The organism is Streptomyces sp. NPDC051567 (assembly GCF_044454165.1).
In the GTDB taxonomy this organism is placed as follows: domain Bacteria; phylum Actinomycetota; class Actinomycetes; order Streptomycetales; family Streptomycetaceae; genus Streptomyces.
On the sequence record NZ_JBITDK010000004.1, the window covers coordinates 208,668 to 223,241 of the forward strand.

Here is a 14,574-nt window from a genome sequence, read left to right on the forward strand (position 1 = left end):
GGGTCCTGCGGAGGCGGGGTGTCCCGGGGTGGGGGGTGTCCCGGGGTGGGGTTCAGGCCGGGGGGCGGTCCGGGCGGGGTTCAGGCCGGGGGGCGGTCCGGGCCGGGGGGCGCGCCGGGGGTGGCGGGCCGGTTCAGCGGGTGGTGCGGCGCAGCAGGACGCCGACGCTTCCGCGCTTGCTGAGGTAGGCGCGGCCACCGCAGACCGTTTCCAGGACGGGGAGGACCAGGTGGGTCCGGTCGGCCGGTTCCCAGCCGGGCGTGGCTTCGAGCCAGGGGTCGAGCCGGGAGGCGATCGCGTCGGGCTCCAGGGCGACGAAGACCCGGTCGGTGGGCAGGGTGTCGAGCAGGTCGAGGTCCTGGCCGTAGTAGAGCATCTCGATCAGGAGGTAGGCGGGGCCGGGCAGGTGGGGCCGGGCGGCGAGTTCCTCCAGGCCGTCGGGGTGGACGCGGACGGTGTCGCCGACGCGTTCGGCCAGCCGCCCGCGGAAGAGGGGATTGGGTTCGGTGGCCTCCACGGTGAAGCCCTTGCCGGTGAGGCGGGTGGTGAGCGCGCCCTCGCAGGCGCCGACCTCGATCAGCGGGCCGTCGTCGGGGTCGCAGCGGTCGGCGATCCACGCGGTGGTGGCGTCCAGCCGTTCGTCCTCGTAGGGGGAGCTCGCGAACTCCCAGGGGTCGTCCACGGAGGCGGCCTCGTCGCCGAGGCTGGCCAGGAGGGCGAAGAGCCGGTCCCGTTCGTCGGCCTCCGCGGTGAAGAACCGTTCGGTCGCCGGGACCCGTGCGGTGTAGAGCACCTGGTCCGGGGAGGTGGTGTGCAGCAGGTGGCCGCAGTGCCGGTTGACGAAGCCGAGTTTGGCGGCGGTGCGGGCGCGGTCCAGCGGCCGGTCCAGGTCACTGATGAACTGGAGGAAGGGCGAGTAGCCCACGGCGTGCCGGACGGTCAGGCCTTCCCCGGCGAGGGCGGCGTCCCGGCCGAGCACTCCCCGGCTGCGGCGGTTGTCGGCGGGCGAGTGGGTCCACAGCCGTGCCTGTCGTCCGGTCGTCGACCGCGCGACGAGGGCGGCCAGGGCCTCCGGTCCGGGTGAGGCGGCCGAGTCGTCGACCGGGCGTACGTGCCGGGCGAGGACGGCGAGCCGCTCGGTGAGCGTGCCGTCCGCCGGGAGCACCACGCGTTGCGAGGTGTCGCCGCAGATCACATGGGTTTCGGTGCCCTGCGGGTCGGTGAGTACGGAGAGGAAGTCGAGGACGGCGTCCTCGGCTCTGAGCACCACCACGATATCGATCACAGACGGGTCCCCCATCAGCGGATTTGACAGAAAGTTGACAGAAAATTGCCAGGAATTGGCATCGGCCCGCAGCTGGTGAGCACGAGTTATGTAAAGAACCCTAACCATCTCCGAGTCACGTGGTCCAGACCAATTTCACGCCGATCGACCCCTCCTGACATGCGGTCAACAAGCCCGTCGCGGGGGTCGCGGGAGGACTGCGCGCAGGGGTTCGGCACACCGTGCGGAGCGCCTCGGCGCACCCGGCCCCGCGATCACCCCGAAGTCGGCCACGACCCTCCTGCGACATGGGGAGTGCAGGATTCGCGCCGCGTCCGCGCACCCCCGGGCGGCCCGTGCCGCCGGTCACCGGCGGACAGGGCTCGGCGCGGGTCTCGTGTCACCACCGGACGGGCCGACGGAGCCGCCCGATCTCCACCCCGGAGCGATTGTTTTCAGCCATTCGTGGCCCTGTCGGCCCGGCCGACGGCGCGTCGTCCCGCCGTGGCCGGTCGGCACGGCGCCGGCACCGGCCGGGGTGGGTGTTCCCGCCCCCCGCAGACCTGTCTCCGCGCCGCCGGGGGGCCGCGGCGCGGGGCGCCTACCGTCCCGTCAGCGTCGCCAGCACGGCTCGCGCCGCGCTCTCGCCCTCCTCGTACGCGTGGGCCCTCGCCTCCCGGATGGCGTCGCCGAGCTGGCGCACCGCCTCGTCCTCGCGGCCCGTCGCGGCGAGCGCCTCGCCGTACAGCGTGCGCAGCGCCACGCGCCGGGGGGCCGCGAGGGGCGGGGCGGCCAGGGCCAGGCCGCGGGCGGCGTGGCCGACGGCCGCGGCGGGAGAGCCGATGGAGAGGAGGTGCTGGGTGAGGTGCTGGTGGGCGAGGCTGACCGTCTCGGTGGCACCCGCCCGTTCCGCCAGGGCGAGGGCCCCGAGCAGCAGCTCCCGGGGCCGTTCCCGTTCCCCGCGCCGCATGAGGGCGACGGCCAGGTTGATCCGGGCGATCGCCTCCCCGGCCGTGTCCCCCGCCAGGGCGGCGAGCCCGGGGGCGCACTCCAGCTGGACGAGGGCCTCCTCGGGCCGGCCCTCCTCGGCCAGCACCCAGCCCAGCAGGGCCCGCACCCGCGACTGGGCGCGGACGTCGCCGTCGAGTTCGGCGGAGGCCAGGCCCTGTTCGAGCAGCGGTACCCAGCCGTCACGGACCTGCCACACGATCAGGGGCCACTGGAGCAGGACCAGCCGCCACGCGCGGTCGTGCAGGGCGGCGGCGACGGCCGCCTCGACGGCGCCGCGCAGCGTGTCCCGTTCGGCGGAGAACCAGGCCAGCGCGCTCGTACGGCCGGTGAACGTCCGGATGGCGGCGGCGGGCCGGGCCCCGGGGGGCAGCTCGCAGCAGGGCTCGCTGCCGGGCTCCGCGGCGGCGTCGGCGGCGTGGAGGGTGTGCAGCCAGTGGTCGAGCAGCCGCAGCAGCCCCTCGGGGTCGTGCCCCGGGGACAGGCTCCGGGCGTAGAGCCGCACCAGGTCGTGCAGGACGTAGGAGTGCGGGCCCACCTCGACGACGAGCTGGGCGGCGGCCAGCTGGTCCAGGGCCCCGGCCGCCTGGCCGGGCGGGCAGCCGGCGAGCGCGGCGGCCGTGCAGATGTCGAGGGTGGCCCCGGTGTGCGGCCCCAGCCGGTGGAACATCCGCCGGGCCGGTTCCGGCAGGTGCTGCACGGTGAGGCCGAGGGCGGCGGCGACACCGGTGTTGCCGATGTTCAGCAGGTCCAGCCTGGTGTGTTCGTCGGCGAGTTCACCGGCGAAGGCGGCCAGGCCGTGGTGCGGGCGGGTGGCGAGCCGGGCGGCGGCCACCCGCAGGGCGAGGGGCAGCCCGTCGCAGAGACCGGCGAGGCGCGCGGCGGCCTCCGGCTCGGCCTCGACCGCTTCGGAACCCAGGACGGCGGCGAGCAGCGCGGTGGACTGCGCGGTGGGCAGTCCGGCGACCGCGACGGGGCGGGCCGCGTCGGAGGCCACGAGTTCGGCGAGCCGGCTGCGGCTGGTGACGAGGGTGACGCAGTCCTCCCCGCCGGGCAGCAGGTGGCGGATCTGCTCGGCGTCCCGGGCGTTGTCCAGCAGGACCAGCATCCTGCGGCCGGAGGTCAGCTCGCGGTAGCGGGCGCCCAGGGCCTCGGCCGAGCCCGGCATCCGTCCCGTCGGGACGCCGAGCGCGAGGAGGAACTCGCGCAGGACGGCGGTGGTGTCGCGCGCCGGGATGGGGCTGTAGCCGTGGAGGTCGGCGAAGAGCCGGCCGTCGGGGAAGTCCTCCCGGTGCCGGTGGGCCCAGTGCACCGCGAGGGCGGTCTTTCCCACCCCCGCGCTGCCCGTGACCATGGCGATCGGGGCGGGGGTGCCCGCCGTGGCCCGGTCGAGCGCCGCCAGTTCGCTCTGGCGTCCCGTGAACCCCCGGGGCCGGCACGGCAGCAGCTGCGGGGCGGCCGGGCACGGGTCCGGCCCGGCGGACGCGGGCTCGGGCGCCCGGCGCGCTCCCCGGGGCCCGGCGGCCACCGGGGCGGACGCGGGCCGGCGGGCGTCGGCCCGCAGGAGCGTGGTGTACGCGTCGGCGAGCACGGCTCCGGGGTCGACGCCGAGCTGGTCGGCGAGCAGCCGTCGGGTGCGGTGGAACCAGTCCAGCGCGTCCGACTGGCGGCCCGCCCTGCCCAGGGCCAGCATCAGCGCCGCCACCAACGGCTCCCGCAAGGGGTTCGCGACGGCCTCGGCGCGCAGGACGGCCGCCGCCGCGCCGTGCTCGCCGAGCCGGCCGTGGGCGGCGGCCAGCTCCTCCACGGTGGTCAGCCGCAGCTCGTCCAGCGTGTGCGCGGCCGTCTCCAGCGGGGGGTTGCGCAGGGTCCCGGTGAGCGCGGGCCCCTGCCACAGCGCGAGCGCCTCCCGCAGGGCCGCCGCGGTCCGGGCCGGTTCGCGCTGCTGACGGGCGGTGCGCAGCAGCGCCTCGAAGCGGTGCGCGTCCAGCAGCGCCTCGGGGAGCCGCAGCGCGTACGCCTGCCCCTGGGTGACGAGTTCGACGCCGTGGGCCGGTGCCCCGTGTTCGGCGAACAGCGCGCGCAGCCGGGAGACGTGGCCCTGCAGCACGGTCCGGGAGTGCCGGGGCGGTTCCTCGCCCCACAGCGCCTCGGTCAGCCGCTCGACGGCGACGGCCGCGTTGGGGCGCAGCAGCAGCATGGCCAGCAGGCTGCGGCGCTTGGCGGAACCGAGCGGGAGGGGTCTCGCGTGCTCCACCACCACGGCGACCGCGCCCAGCACACGGAAGTCCATGTGTGTTCCCCCCTGTGCGTCCACCGGCCCCGCCGATCCTACGGCCGATCCTTTTCGCGCCATGAGAGGTGTCCCGGCCAATTCGGTTAGCGGTCCGCCCCCAGCATACCGGGTGGATTCACCCCATCGAGGTGGGGTACCCGGCCCCGGCGGCCAGGTTCGGGAGGGCACCGTTAGTGGTCCGTTAGGGCACTGTTTGCCCGTGCTGGAAGTCTCCTGCCCGTGCCGGTCGGACCGGGCGGCGCCCGGTCCCCCCCTGGGCCGGGCGCGGCAACGGCCCGGCCCGGCCACGTACGTTACGACGACCGTCCGGGGTGGACCACCCCGGACCCGGGGTTTCGGCCGGCGGCCGGCGGGGGAGCCGCTGCCCGGCCGGGGCGCGAGCCCCGCGGAACCTCCCGGTCCGCCCGTACGGAACCGGCCACGGCCTCCGCCCCCCCTCCTGCGGGGCCGCCCGGTTCCGCTTCCCCCCGGGCGGGCCGGGTTCATCCCGTCGGCGCCACCGGTCGGCGGCCGAGCGGCAGGAGGTACTGCAGGGGTTGTTCCAGGTCGTCCAGGCCGAGGAGTTCGTGGGCCAGGTCGTCGTGGAAGCCGCCCAGCGGGGTGCCGGCCAGGCCCAGGGCCTGCGCCGTGAGGAGGAGGGTCTGGGCCAGATGGCCGGTCTCCAGCAGGGCCAGGCGCAGCGCGCGCAGGCCGTAGCGGCCGCGCAGCAGGCCGAGGTCCGCGTACAGGGCCAGGACCAGCGGCGCCCCGTCGACGCCGATCCGGTCCGGGTCCGTCTCCGGGCGGGACAGGTACGACGACAGGGCCTTGATCTCCGCCACCTGCGGGACCGGGCCGACGCGGTGCAGCGTCCGGCGCTCGGGCACGCAGTCGTAGGTGCCCGCCGGGACACCGGCCACGTCGAGCACCAGCAGCCGCACCCGGGCCGTGTACAGGGCGCCCGCGCTCGGGTAGGGGCGGTGGGCGGTGGTGCGGGCCGGGCCGTCCGCGAGGCGCTGCCCGGAGCGGCTGCTCCCGGAGAGGGAGTGCCACAGCAGCGCGCCCAGGGTGCCCGCGTCCAGTGGCCCCCCGAGCTCGCCGCGCAGCGAGGACCGGCCGGCCAGCACCTCGCGCAGCGGCACGTCCGGCAGCGGGTCCGCCGGCAGGGGCAGCTCCGGGCGGGCGGGCGTCGTCCCGGTCTCCGGCGCCCGGGGCGCCGGGGTCCGCAGCGCCGTGTCCTCGCCCCGGCCGATCTGGAACTTGCTCCGCTCCAGGTACTGGAGGTCGGCCGCGGTGTGGTCCGGCGGGAAGAAGCCGGGCGGCTCGTCCGTCTCCAGCAGGGTCCGGGAGGCCAGCCGGCACACCGCCCGCTCCTCGTCGGGGGTGACTCCGAGCCGGTTGAACAGCATGTGCAGCTGTGAGGCCCAGACCCAGGCCGACGTGGACGCGGACAGGCCCGGCCCGCCCGCCCCGCCCGCCGGGTCCGGTCCGGTGCCGTCCATCGCTCCGCTCCCGGCGCGCAGCCGTCCGTCGGCCTCCCGGACCTCCTGTGCCCACCGGCCGAGCCAGGGCGGCGCGGTGCCCGCCGTGAGCCGCTCCCCCAGCTCCGCCGCGCGCCGCGCGAGCCCGGCGCGCTGGGTCGCGTAGACGGAGTTGACGCGGGTGTGCACCGACGCGCCGGGCAGCAGCGGCAGTTCGGTGACCCACCGCCAGCCCGCCGCGTGCCGGCGCAGCCAGCGCGCCGCGGTGAGCCGGTCCGTGCCCAGCGCGTGGACCGTGGCGTGGGCCAGGTCCGCCGCGAGCGCCAGCCGCGCCCCGCCCCCGCCGTGCAGGTCCCGCAGGGCACCGAGCACCACCTGGGTGGAGGCGGCGAAGACCTCCTCGGCGACCGGCAGCGCCCCGGGGCCGCCGTAGCGGTCCGTCTCGGGCGCGTACGCCACGGCGCGGACCTCCCCGTGGGCCGAGGGCCACGGGCCCGCCACCGAGGGCACCTCCTTCGCGGCCCGCGCCAGCTCCTGCGGCAGCTCCGCGGCGGCCCGGGCGCTCAGGCCGCGCACCCTGATCCGTACGTGGGGGCCGTCCTCCCCGTAGCGGATGAAGAACCACCGGGCGGCCTCGCCGGACGCCACCAGGCCGTCGAGGAGCGGGGCCGCGCCCCGGAGCAGGAACGCGTCGGTGTCCTCGGTGCCCGAGTGCAGGAAGAGGTGGTGGCTGTGCCAGGTGTCGGTCGTCATGTGCGGGTCCTCGTGGTGGGTCCGTGGGCGGCGGGCGTCAGGGGAAGGGGTGCGGGTGGAGCGCCAGGTCCTCGTAGCGCAGCGGCCGGTCCGTGCGGCCCAGCCGGTGGGGCACCTCCAGCAGCCGGGGCAGGCCCCTGGTGCGGTGGTTGACGTGTCCGAAGGTCATCGGCAGCGAGCCGGGGACGACGACCTTCACGCAGTGCAGGCCGAGCCGGTCGCGCACCCCCGGCTCGCTCTGGTCGACGGCGATCACCTCCAGGCCGGACCGGTCGAGGCGCTCCACGGTCGCCCCGAGCAGGGCGCCGAGGTCGCCCACCGGGGCGGGCGCGCCCGGCCACGCCTCCTCGACCGTCGCGGACGGCCTGTCGGCGAAGAGGAACTCCAGGCGCGGGCCCGCCTCGGGGAGGGTGTTCAGCCCGACGTGGTCCTCCAGGGTCGTCACCAGCTCGGGCCGGTCCAGCATCGGCCGCAGCCGCTCCGGGTCGCGCGGGCGGCCCTCGGCGAACGAGCGCTGCGCCGACTCCAGCACGTTGGTGACGACCTCGGCGACGGCGGAGCGGACCGCCGCGCGGGGGTCGTGGTGGGCTCCCGCCGCCAGGAACATGCGCGGCGCGCCGGGGTGGGCGCCCTCGTACCGGCAGACCGCGACGACCGCCGGGATGCCGAAGTCGTTCGTCGCGTCGAGCAGGAGGAGCCGGTAGCCCACGACGGCCGCCCGGTCCGCGAGCAGGGTTGTGTCGAGGTCGTCCGGTGGCAACGTGATGCGGCGCAGGGGGGTCGCCGCGTACCAGGCCATCAGGAAGGCGTCGCGCTCCGCCACCTCGAACAGGCCGTAGAGCGTGGCCTCCTCGGGGCTGTTGCCCAGGCCGCAGCCGTTGGAGGACTCGTAGACCACGCGCGGCCGGCCGCCCCCGGGCACGTCCCAGTACGCCACGTGTTCGGGGACGGCCGTCGTCCGCCGCCGGGTGAGGGACCAGCCGTGCACCCAGTCCATCTCCAGGTCCGGTGTGTAGGGGACGGTCGGGGACGCCGGGTGTCCGTGGTGGGCGGGGTCGGGCAGGCCGAGCCGTTGCGGGTCCAGGGCCCGGTCGGGTCCCAGGGCGGCGAAGGAGGCCCGCAGGTCGGTGCGGCGCCCGGTCGGGCGCATGCCCGCGTACCGCTCGACGCCCTCGAACAGCGCGATCCGCTCGCTGTCGGTGAAGTCGCGGGCCCGGCCGTATCCGCCGTCGTCGCTCGTCCGGCCGTCCGTCATGAGCGCGGTGGTCAGGCAGAAGGCCGAGTCCTCGGAGCGCAGCAGCCGTCGTACCGGGCCGAACCGTTCGTCGTGCAGGGCCGCGCGCAACCGGTCGGCGGTGGTGCGGGGGTTGGGTTCGCGCAGGACGTACGGGTCGGGGAGCGGGCGGGGCGCCGAGGGCGGCGGGGCCGCCCCGGTCGCGGAGTCCGGCGGCAGGGGGCGGCAGAGGGCGCACCCCCCGACGGGGCGGACGCGGTGGGTGGACCAGGTGCCGCGGCCCTGGTGCACGAGGTGGACGAGGGCCGTTCCCGCCTCCTCGTCCCGCGGCGGTGGGCCGCCGCCCGCCAGCAGGTCCAGCGCGAGGGCGCCCGCCGACTCGGCGAGGGCCGGGGACGGCACCCCGGCCAGCGCCAGTTTCGGGCTCTGCCACGGGACCCGGCCGCCGGCCGTGGCCAGCCGCTGGTACTCGGCGCAGCACAGGCAGGCCGCCGCGTCCGGGCCCAGGAGCGGCCCGACCACCGCCAGCGGCCCGTCGAAGCGCACCGGGACCAGGGCCACCGGGTGGGCGCGCGCGTGCCGGGTCAGCTCCTCGGCCTCGCCCAGGGTCCAGCGGGTCAGCAGGACCACGGCGGGGCCCGCCGTGAACGCCGTCGCGGAGGCGGCGTCGAGCACGGGGACGGGCAGGTCGCCGAGGGGGCCGGGTACGGCCGGGGCCGTCGTCGGCGCGGTCGTCGGCGCGGTCGTCGGCGCGGTCATCGGGTCTCCTCGGGGGTGTGCAGGACGGTGAATCCGAAGGCCCGCAGCCGGTCGGCGAGTTCCCGGTTCCCCGGTGGCGCGGGCGGCCCGGCGGGGAGGGCCGCTCCCGTCAGGCGGCCCAGCGCCGCCTGGAGGGCTTCCTCGCGTCCGGCGGTGTCCGCCAGCCAGCGGCCGGTCCAGCCGTGGTCCTCCCAGGCGGCCGTGCGCGCCCCCGCGGAGGCCAGCGGGGCGACCGCGCCGCCCGAGGGCCGGACGGGGCCCGCGGCCGGGCCCGGGGCGCACACGGCGGCGACGGCGGCGAGCGCGGCGAACGCCGCCGCGTCACCCGGGGTCGCCTCGACGGCCTCGCCCAGCGGCGAGGGCTCCGGGGGGCCGCCGCCGTCCGCGCCGGGTGCGGTCCGGTGGACGAGGGCGTGGTACGCCTCCTCGCCCGGGGCCGCCCGGTACACCTCCAGGCGGGCGGGCACGGCCAGGCGGACCGTCAGCGTCGTCCACCAGTGGCGGAGCTGCGGATGCCCGGACCAGTGGTCCGCCGCCACGGGCGGCTGCCCGGCCCGCGGGCCGGGGCGGCGGGCCGCGGCCTCGCGCAGGGCGCGGCCCCGGGCGTGCCCCGGGTCGGCGCCGACGGTGGACCCCGGTGCGTCCAGGAGCAGTTCGGCCGTCCGGCAGAACACCTCCAGCCGTGCCAGGTCCAGCCGGGGCGCACCGCCGGTCAGGCGCCCGCCGGGGTGGGCGGCGGGCAGCTCGCAGGTGGCGAGCGGTACGGGCAGTTGCCGCAGCTCCCCCGGGAGCGGCTCGGGCAGCGCCCCGCACCGCGCGTCGCCGAGGGCCGCCACCCGTCGCAGCGCTTCGCCCAGCGTGGCCGCGGGGGCGAGGTCGGCCCGCCGGTCGGTGTCGAGGCGGCCGGGGCCGAGCCAGGTGCGGTAGTCGGCCCGGAGCGGGCGGGCGTCCGCGAGGAGCACCGCGGGGAGGCCGGGGAGCAGCCGCCCGTCGTCCCCTTCGTCCGCCGGGTCGGGCAGTCCGGCGGCCGTGCACAGCAGCCGGTGCGCGGCGGCGCCCGCGAGCAGCGGCACGAACGCCCCGGGGGGCGCGGGCTCCGGGGGCCCCGCAGACCCCGTGGGCTCCGGGGCGGGGGCGAGGCGTTCCTCCAGGGCCGCCGCGTCGGACCGGAGCTGGTCCGGGCCGCCCGGGGCGGTGACGTAACCGGTCCCGCCGCGCAGTCCGGCCACGATCCCCCGGCCCGCCCCGGCGCCGCCGTGGGCGTACAGGAGGACCCGGCCCTCGGGCAGGGCCGGATCGGCGGTGTACGTGACGGGCACCCCGCCCCGCTCCAGTGCCCGTCCGGCGGCCCCGGCCAGGGGTGCGCCGGGGTCGGCGGCCACCACCTCGGCCCGTACCGCGGCGAGCGAGGCCGCGGCGGCGGCGGGTTGCGCGGCCGTCACGCCGATCCACCGGGCGGCCGGGCCGGAGGCGGGCGGGCGGGCGTGGTCCGGGGCCTCGCCGGAGCCGGTGGGCCCTCCGGCGGGTCCGGCGGGTCCGGCCACGAGCAGGTCGTGCGCGTCCAGTTGCCCGAGGAGGGTGTCCACCGCCGCGCGCAGGGACGAGCCGGGCTCCAGGCCGTCCAGGAGCTCTTCGAGGCCGCCGTCGGACAGGGGTCCCTCCAGCCGGCGCCACAGGGTGGGCAGCCCGGTGCCGCCCTCCAGGGTGACGTTCCCGCGCCGGCCGCGCAGGTGGAGGCCGTTGCGCAACAGGGTGACGGCCACGCCCGGGCGCAGCCGCCGCACGGTGCGGGGCCCGGCGGGGGTGGCGTGGGTGGGGGTGGTGCCGTCGGGGGTCATGCCCGTGCCTCCACCGCGTCGACGGCCGCGCCGAGCTCCGTGCGCCAGTCGGAGCCCGTCAGACCGGGTACCGCGCGGACGACCAGGTGCGCGGCCAGGTACCGCTCCAGCGGGCGGATGTCGCAGATGGCGAAGAGCCGGTACAGGGCGTTGGTGCAGGCCCGGTACACCAGGTAGTCGGGGCGGGTCCACATCGTCCCCCGCGGGTCGGAGCGGCTCAGCAGCCGGTGGAACTCGCTGTAGCGGGTACGGGTCTGCGGGTTCCAGCGTTCCGCCGCCGCGGCGTCCCCGGTGGCGGCGGCCCGCGCCCGGTACTCCAGCGGGGCGCCGTGCAGGTCCGCGCCCGCGTCGTACCTGCTCCGCGCGAGCTGCCAGGCGTCCGCGGAGAAGGCCGCCCAGGACTGCTCCCAGCCCTGGGCGCCGCCGCCGGCGATCCGTCCGACGAGGGCGGTCACCACCTCGCCGGTGCGCTCGCCGTGGCGTTCGAAGCTGTCCCGCAGCCGCCCGTCCGGATCGTCGTGGAGGAGGAAGTCCTCCAGGTGGGAGACGTACGAGTAGTGGCCGCCCGCCAGACCGCCGGGGTGGGCTCCGGCGTGCGCGGCGAGCGCGGCGACCGCGAGCTGGAGCCGGGCCGGGGCGGTGTCGCCGTGCTCCGCGAGGAACCCGGCGCCGGCCCGCAGCGCGTCGAGCCCGGCCCGCAGCAGCTCCTCGCGCAGGGCGGCGCCCTCCTCGCCGAGGAGGGCGCGGAGCGAGGAGCGGTCGACGGCCTCGATCCGGACCGTGTTGTCGGGCACGATCGGCCCGTAGGGCGGGGCGACGAGTTCGGCGCGCCCGGTCTCGGCGGCCCGCTCCAGCAGCTGGGCCTCGGTGAGGTCTCCGTGCGAGGGGTGGGCGCGCAGCCACTCGCGCGTCCGGGCGGCGGCGGCCCCGGCGGCGGCTTCCACCCGCGCGGCCGGGCCCTGGATGCGCAGCCGCAGGTGGGGGCCGTGCAGCCAGTGCCGTTCGACGTGGGCGGCCAGGCCCTGCGCCGCGAGGGAGCCCGCGAGCGGCAGCATCACCTCGCGCAGCAACGGGGCCTTGACCGGATGGTGGTGGTAGGCGACCACGTCACGGGCGCCGAGGTCGTCGCCGGTGTTGCTGGTGTTGCTGGTGTCGGGGTGCACGGGCGGTACGTTCCCTTCCTCCGTCGTGTCCTCTGTCGTGTGCGGGCGGGTCATCGTGGCCGTCCGGCCCGGTAGACCTCCAGGACGAGTTCGACCGCGCGGGCCGGGGCGGCCCGGCCGCCGGGCGCGGGCAGGGACTCCTCCAGGACCGCGCCGTCGCCGTGGCGGGAGAGCCACTTGGCCAGGCAGCGCAGGTGCAGCGCGTTGCCGAGGTCCACGAACTGCGGTTTGGGGCGGCTCAGCCGGCTCAGGAAGTCGTCGGCGGCGCGCCCGGTGAGGGTGGGCGCGACCGGGTATAGGAAGAGCTGCTCGGGCAGGTCCAGCAGCGCCCGCCAGCGGGCCACCGCCTCCGCCGGTACCGGGGCGGCGGCGAGGTCGGCGCGCAGCTCCCGCACCACCCCGGGCGGCAGTCGCCAGCGGCGGCGCTGGAGCACCACGTGGCGGTGGCGCAGCAGGGGGCTGCGGGTGACCGTGCCGCCCGGGGCGGGGAGGGCGTGGCGGGGGACGAGCGCCCCCAGCTCGACCACCCCGTGGGGCTGGTCGCACAGGTGGGCCGCGATGCGGCGCGGCAGCAGGACGGGGGCGAGGAAGCCCGGGTAGAGGACGTCGAGGAGTTCGCCGGTGGTCCGCAGCCGCAGCCGTACCTGGTCGGTGGCCTCGTCGTGGACGAGTTCCAGGCCGTCCTCGCCGATCGACGCCCAGCGGCGGTCGGGGCCGATCTCGTCGGGGACCAGCAGGGGGTGCAGGTTGGCGTTGAACCCGCCGACGGGCCGGATCTGCGCGGCGCGCGCGCCGGGCCCCAGCCCGCGCCGGATCTGCCGGGACACCTCGGCGGTGGCGCGCGGGTCCAGGGAGTCCAGGAACCGGCTGGTGAACCGGCCCCACCCGCTGTACACGTGGTTGACGCAGAGCCGTCCCCGGTCGGGGTCCCGCTGGAGGAAGTACGCGTAGCTGAGCGGCCGTTCGACGGCCCAGCGCGGCAGCCGTTCGCCGAGGGTCTTGAGGAGGTCGGGCTCCAGGACGATCTCGTCGGCGTCGGCCGGGGCCGTGGCCGTGGCGGCCCGGACGCTTTCGGTGACCTCCACGCGCAGGGCCGAGAGCGCGTCGGCGCCGGTGGGGAAGGCGTTCCGGTCCGCGGGGTCCAGGAGCGCGATCCGTCCGGCGCCCTCCCAGGCCCCGGCGATCTCGGGCCCGAACTCCCACGGGTGGGGACAGTGGCCGCCGGGTCCGTACCGTTCGACGAAGCGGTCGCGGACGATCCGGCGGAAGAGGTGGCCGAGGTCGAAGAGTTCGGCCAGCGCGGTGACCTCGCCGAGCGCCTCGTGGTCGGCGCCGTCGAGGAAACCGCCGAGCTCCAGCGGGCGCGGGGCGACGACATCCTCGGAGAGCGCGTTGAGCGGGGCGGAGACGGTGGGGACGGGGCGTCCCGCGTCGGCCAGTTCCGCGGCCCAGCGCTGCGAGAGGCCGGCGAGCAGGGCGGGGCGCCGGGCGGCGGGCGCGGTGGCGAACTCCGCGGTCGTCCGGCCGATGGCGTCGATGCGGTCCGCGCGCGCCGCGTCCTCGGAGGAGGCGGGGGCGGGGGCGGGGGCTCCGGGGTGGGCGGCGGCGAGTTCCCGCAGCCAGGCCGCGACGCGTCCCACCGGGTCGGCCTCCTCCGGCGGGAACGGGTCCCCCGGCACCAGCAGGCCCGCCTGTCCGAGGCGGTCGAGGAAGGTGACGGCGGCGGTGCGGCCGTCACCGCCCGCCCCGGTCAGGGCCGAGGCCAGCAGGTCGGTCAGTTCGCCGAGCGCCCTGGGGGTCGTGGCGTACTCGGTGACCAGGCGCAGCGGGCCGCCGAAGGTCAGTTCCGCCTCGTCCTCGCCGGAGACGAGGTAGCGGCCCCCGGCGAAGCTGGTCCGGTCACGGGAGTACGTCGCCCGCCCGTCGGTGACGCGGGCGGTGCTGGTGATGCGGTGGGGCAGCGCGGCCCGGCGGTGCGGGGCGTCCAGGAGGGCGAGGGTGAGGGCGGTCGTCAGGGTGCGGTTGGCCTTCACGACCGCGCGCAGGGGGCCTTCGAACAGGGGCGTGGCGCCCCAGGACGGGACGGGGCGGGCCGGGGTGCCGGGCAGCGGCCCCCAGCCCACGGCGGCGAACCAGGACAGCGGGCTGGTCTTGGTGCTGGCCCGCAGCGCGTAGCGCAGCACGGTGGGTTCTTCCTTGCGCGCCCTGCGGTCGGCCGCGCCGGTGCCCGCCCGCTCCACGGCCCGGAGCAGGTCGGTGCTGGTGAGGGCGACGGCCTTGCCGAGGGCCGGTTCGCGGCACAGGGCGGCCAGGTCGGCGCGTTCGGCGGCCAGGGCCCGTCCGGCGGCGTCTTCGAGTCCGGTGAGGAGTGCGGCCCGGCGCGCGCGGAGTTCGGTCCAGGTGGCGAGCAGGGGCACCCGGTCCGGCAGGTCGCCGAGGCGTGCCAGCAGGGCGGGGCGGGGTTCGCGTCCGTTGTGCAGGGCGCGGCGCAGGGGGAGGACGACGTCGCGGTGGAACTCCGCCGGGTGGCCGTCGCGGCTGTCGTGCAGGCCGTCGCAGAGGGGGGCGGTGGTCCGTAGCAGCCGGGTGTCGAGCTGGTGCAGGCGGGCGAGCAGGGCGCGGAACTCCGCGGCGGCCGGCCGCTGGGCCGGCTGGGAGAGCACGGTGGCGCGGGCCAGCGCGTACGGCGCGGACCGTACCCGGTAGCCGTCGGCGCCGTCGGCCGTGCGCTGCGGCTGCGGCTGCGGCTGCGGCTGCGGCTGCGGCTGCGGCTGCGGCTGCGGCTGCGGCATGGTGGTC

General features: G+C 77.7%; 7 protein-coding genes. All 7 read right to left on the reverse strand.

Annotated elements, in window-relative coordinates:
* Positions 1 to 133: 133 nt before the first annotated feature.
* The 7 genes from ACIA5F_RS06915 to ACIA5F_RS06945 all read right to left on the reverse strand — a co-directional run bounded on the left by ACIA5F_RS06915 (position 134) and on the right by ACIA5F_RS06945 (position 14,567).
* Positions 134 to 1,285 carry a hypothetical protein gene (locus tag ACIA5F_RS06915; RefSeq protein ID WP_399349946.1) on the reverse strand — a complete coding sequence of 384 codons (1,152 nt, stop codon included), beginning with the start codon at positions 1,283 to 1,285 and terminating at the stop codon, positions 134 to 136.
* Positions 1,286 to 1,865: 580 nt separating this feature from the next.
* Positions 1,866 to 4,565, reverse strand: coding sequence for a BTAD domain-containing putative transcriptional regulator (locus tag ACIA5F_RS06920; protein ID WP_399349948.1), 2,700 nt, complete (start codon positions 4,563 to 4,565; stop codon positions 1,866 to 1,868).
* Positions 4,566 to 5,050: 485 nt separating this feature from the next.
* Positions 5,051 to 6,781, reverse strand: coding sequence for a thiopeptide-type bacteriocin biosynthesis protein (locus ACIA5F_RS06925; protein WP_399349950.1), 1,731 nt, complete (start codon positions 6,779 to 6,781; stop codon positions 5,051 to 5,053).
* A 37-nt stretch (positions 6,782 to 6,818) separates the two neighbouring features.
* Entirely contained in the window at positions 6,819 to 8,774 is a 1,956-nt protein-coding gene (locus ACIA5F_RS06930; RefSeq protein WP_399349952.1) for a TOMM precursor leader peptide-binding protein, read from the reverse strand.
* Positions 8,771 to 10,612, reverse strand: a complete 1,842-nt coding sequence (locus tag ACIA5F_RS06935) for a hypothetical protein (protein WP_399349954.1) — start codon at positions 10,610 to 10,612, stop codon at positions 8,771 to 8,773. The genes ACIA5F_RS06930 and ACIA5F_RS06935 overlap by 4 nt, the downstream gene beginning before the upstream one ends.
* Positions 10,609 to 11,775 (reverse strand): lantibiotic dehydratase C-terminal domain-containing protein, encoded by a 1,167-nt coding sequence (locus tag ACIA5F_RS06940; protein ID WP_399349957.1) that lies wholly within the window; start codon positions 11,773 to 11,775, stop codon positions 10,609 to 10,611. Before ACIA5F_RS06940 ends, ACIA5F_RS06935 begins: the two co-directional genes overlap by 4 nt.
* A 50-nt stretch (positions 11,776 to 11,825) precedes the next feature.
* The gene (locus ACIA5F_RS06945; protein ID WP_399349959.1) at positions 11,826 to 14,567 is read right to left on the reverse strand and encodes a lantibiotic dehydratase; all 2,742 of its coding nucleotides are present in this window, start codon (positions 14,565 to 14,567) and stop codon (positions 11,826 to 11,828) included.
* Positions 14,568 to 14,574: the final 7 nt, after the last annotated feature.

Excerpts from the sequence above, each read along its gene's own strand:
- ACIA5F_RS06920 (WP_399349948.1), bottom strand. The coding sequence starts at position 4,565 with ATGGACTTCCGTGTGCTGGGCGCGGTCGCCGTGGTGGTGGAGCACGCG.
- ACIA5F_RS06925 (WP_399349950.1), bottom strand. The coding sequence starts at position 6,781 with ATGACGACCGACACCTGGCACAGCCACCACCTCTTCCTGCACTCGGGC.
- ACIA5F_RS06945 (WP_399349959.1), bottom strand. The coding sequence starts at position 14,567 with ATGCCGCAGCCGCAGCCGCAGCCGCAGCCGCAGCCGCAGCCGCAGCCG.
- ACIA5F_RS06935 (WP_399349954.1), bottom strand. The coding sequence starts at position 10,612 with ATGACCCCCGACGGCACCACCCCCACCCACGCCACCCCCGCCGGGCCC.
- ACIA5F_RS06930 (WP_399349952.1), bottom strand. The coding sequence starts at position 8,774 with ATGACCGCGCCGACGACCGCGCCGACGACCGCGCCGACGACGGCCCCG.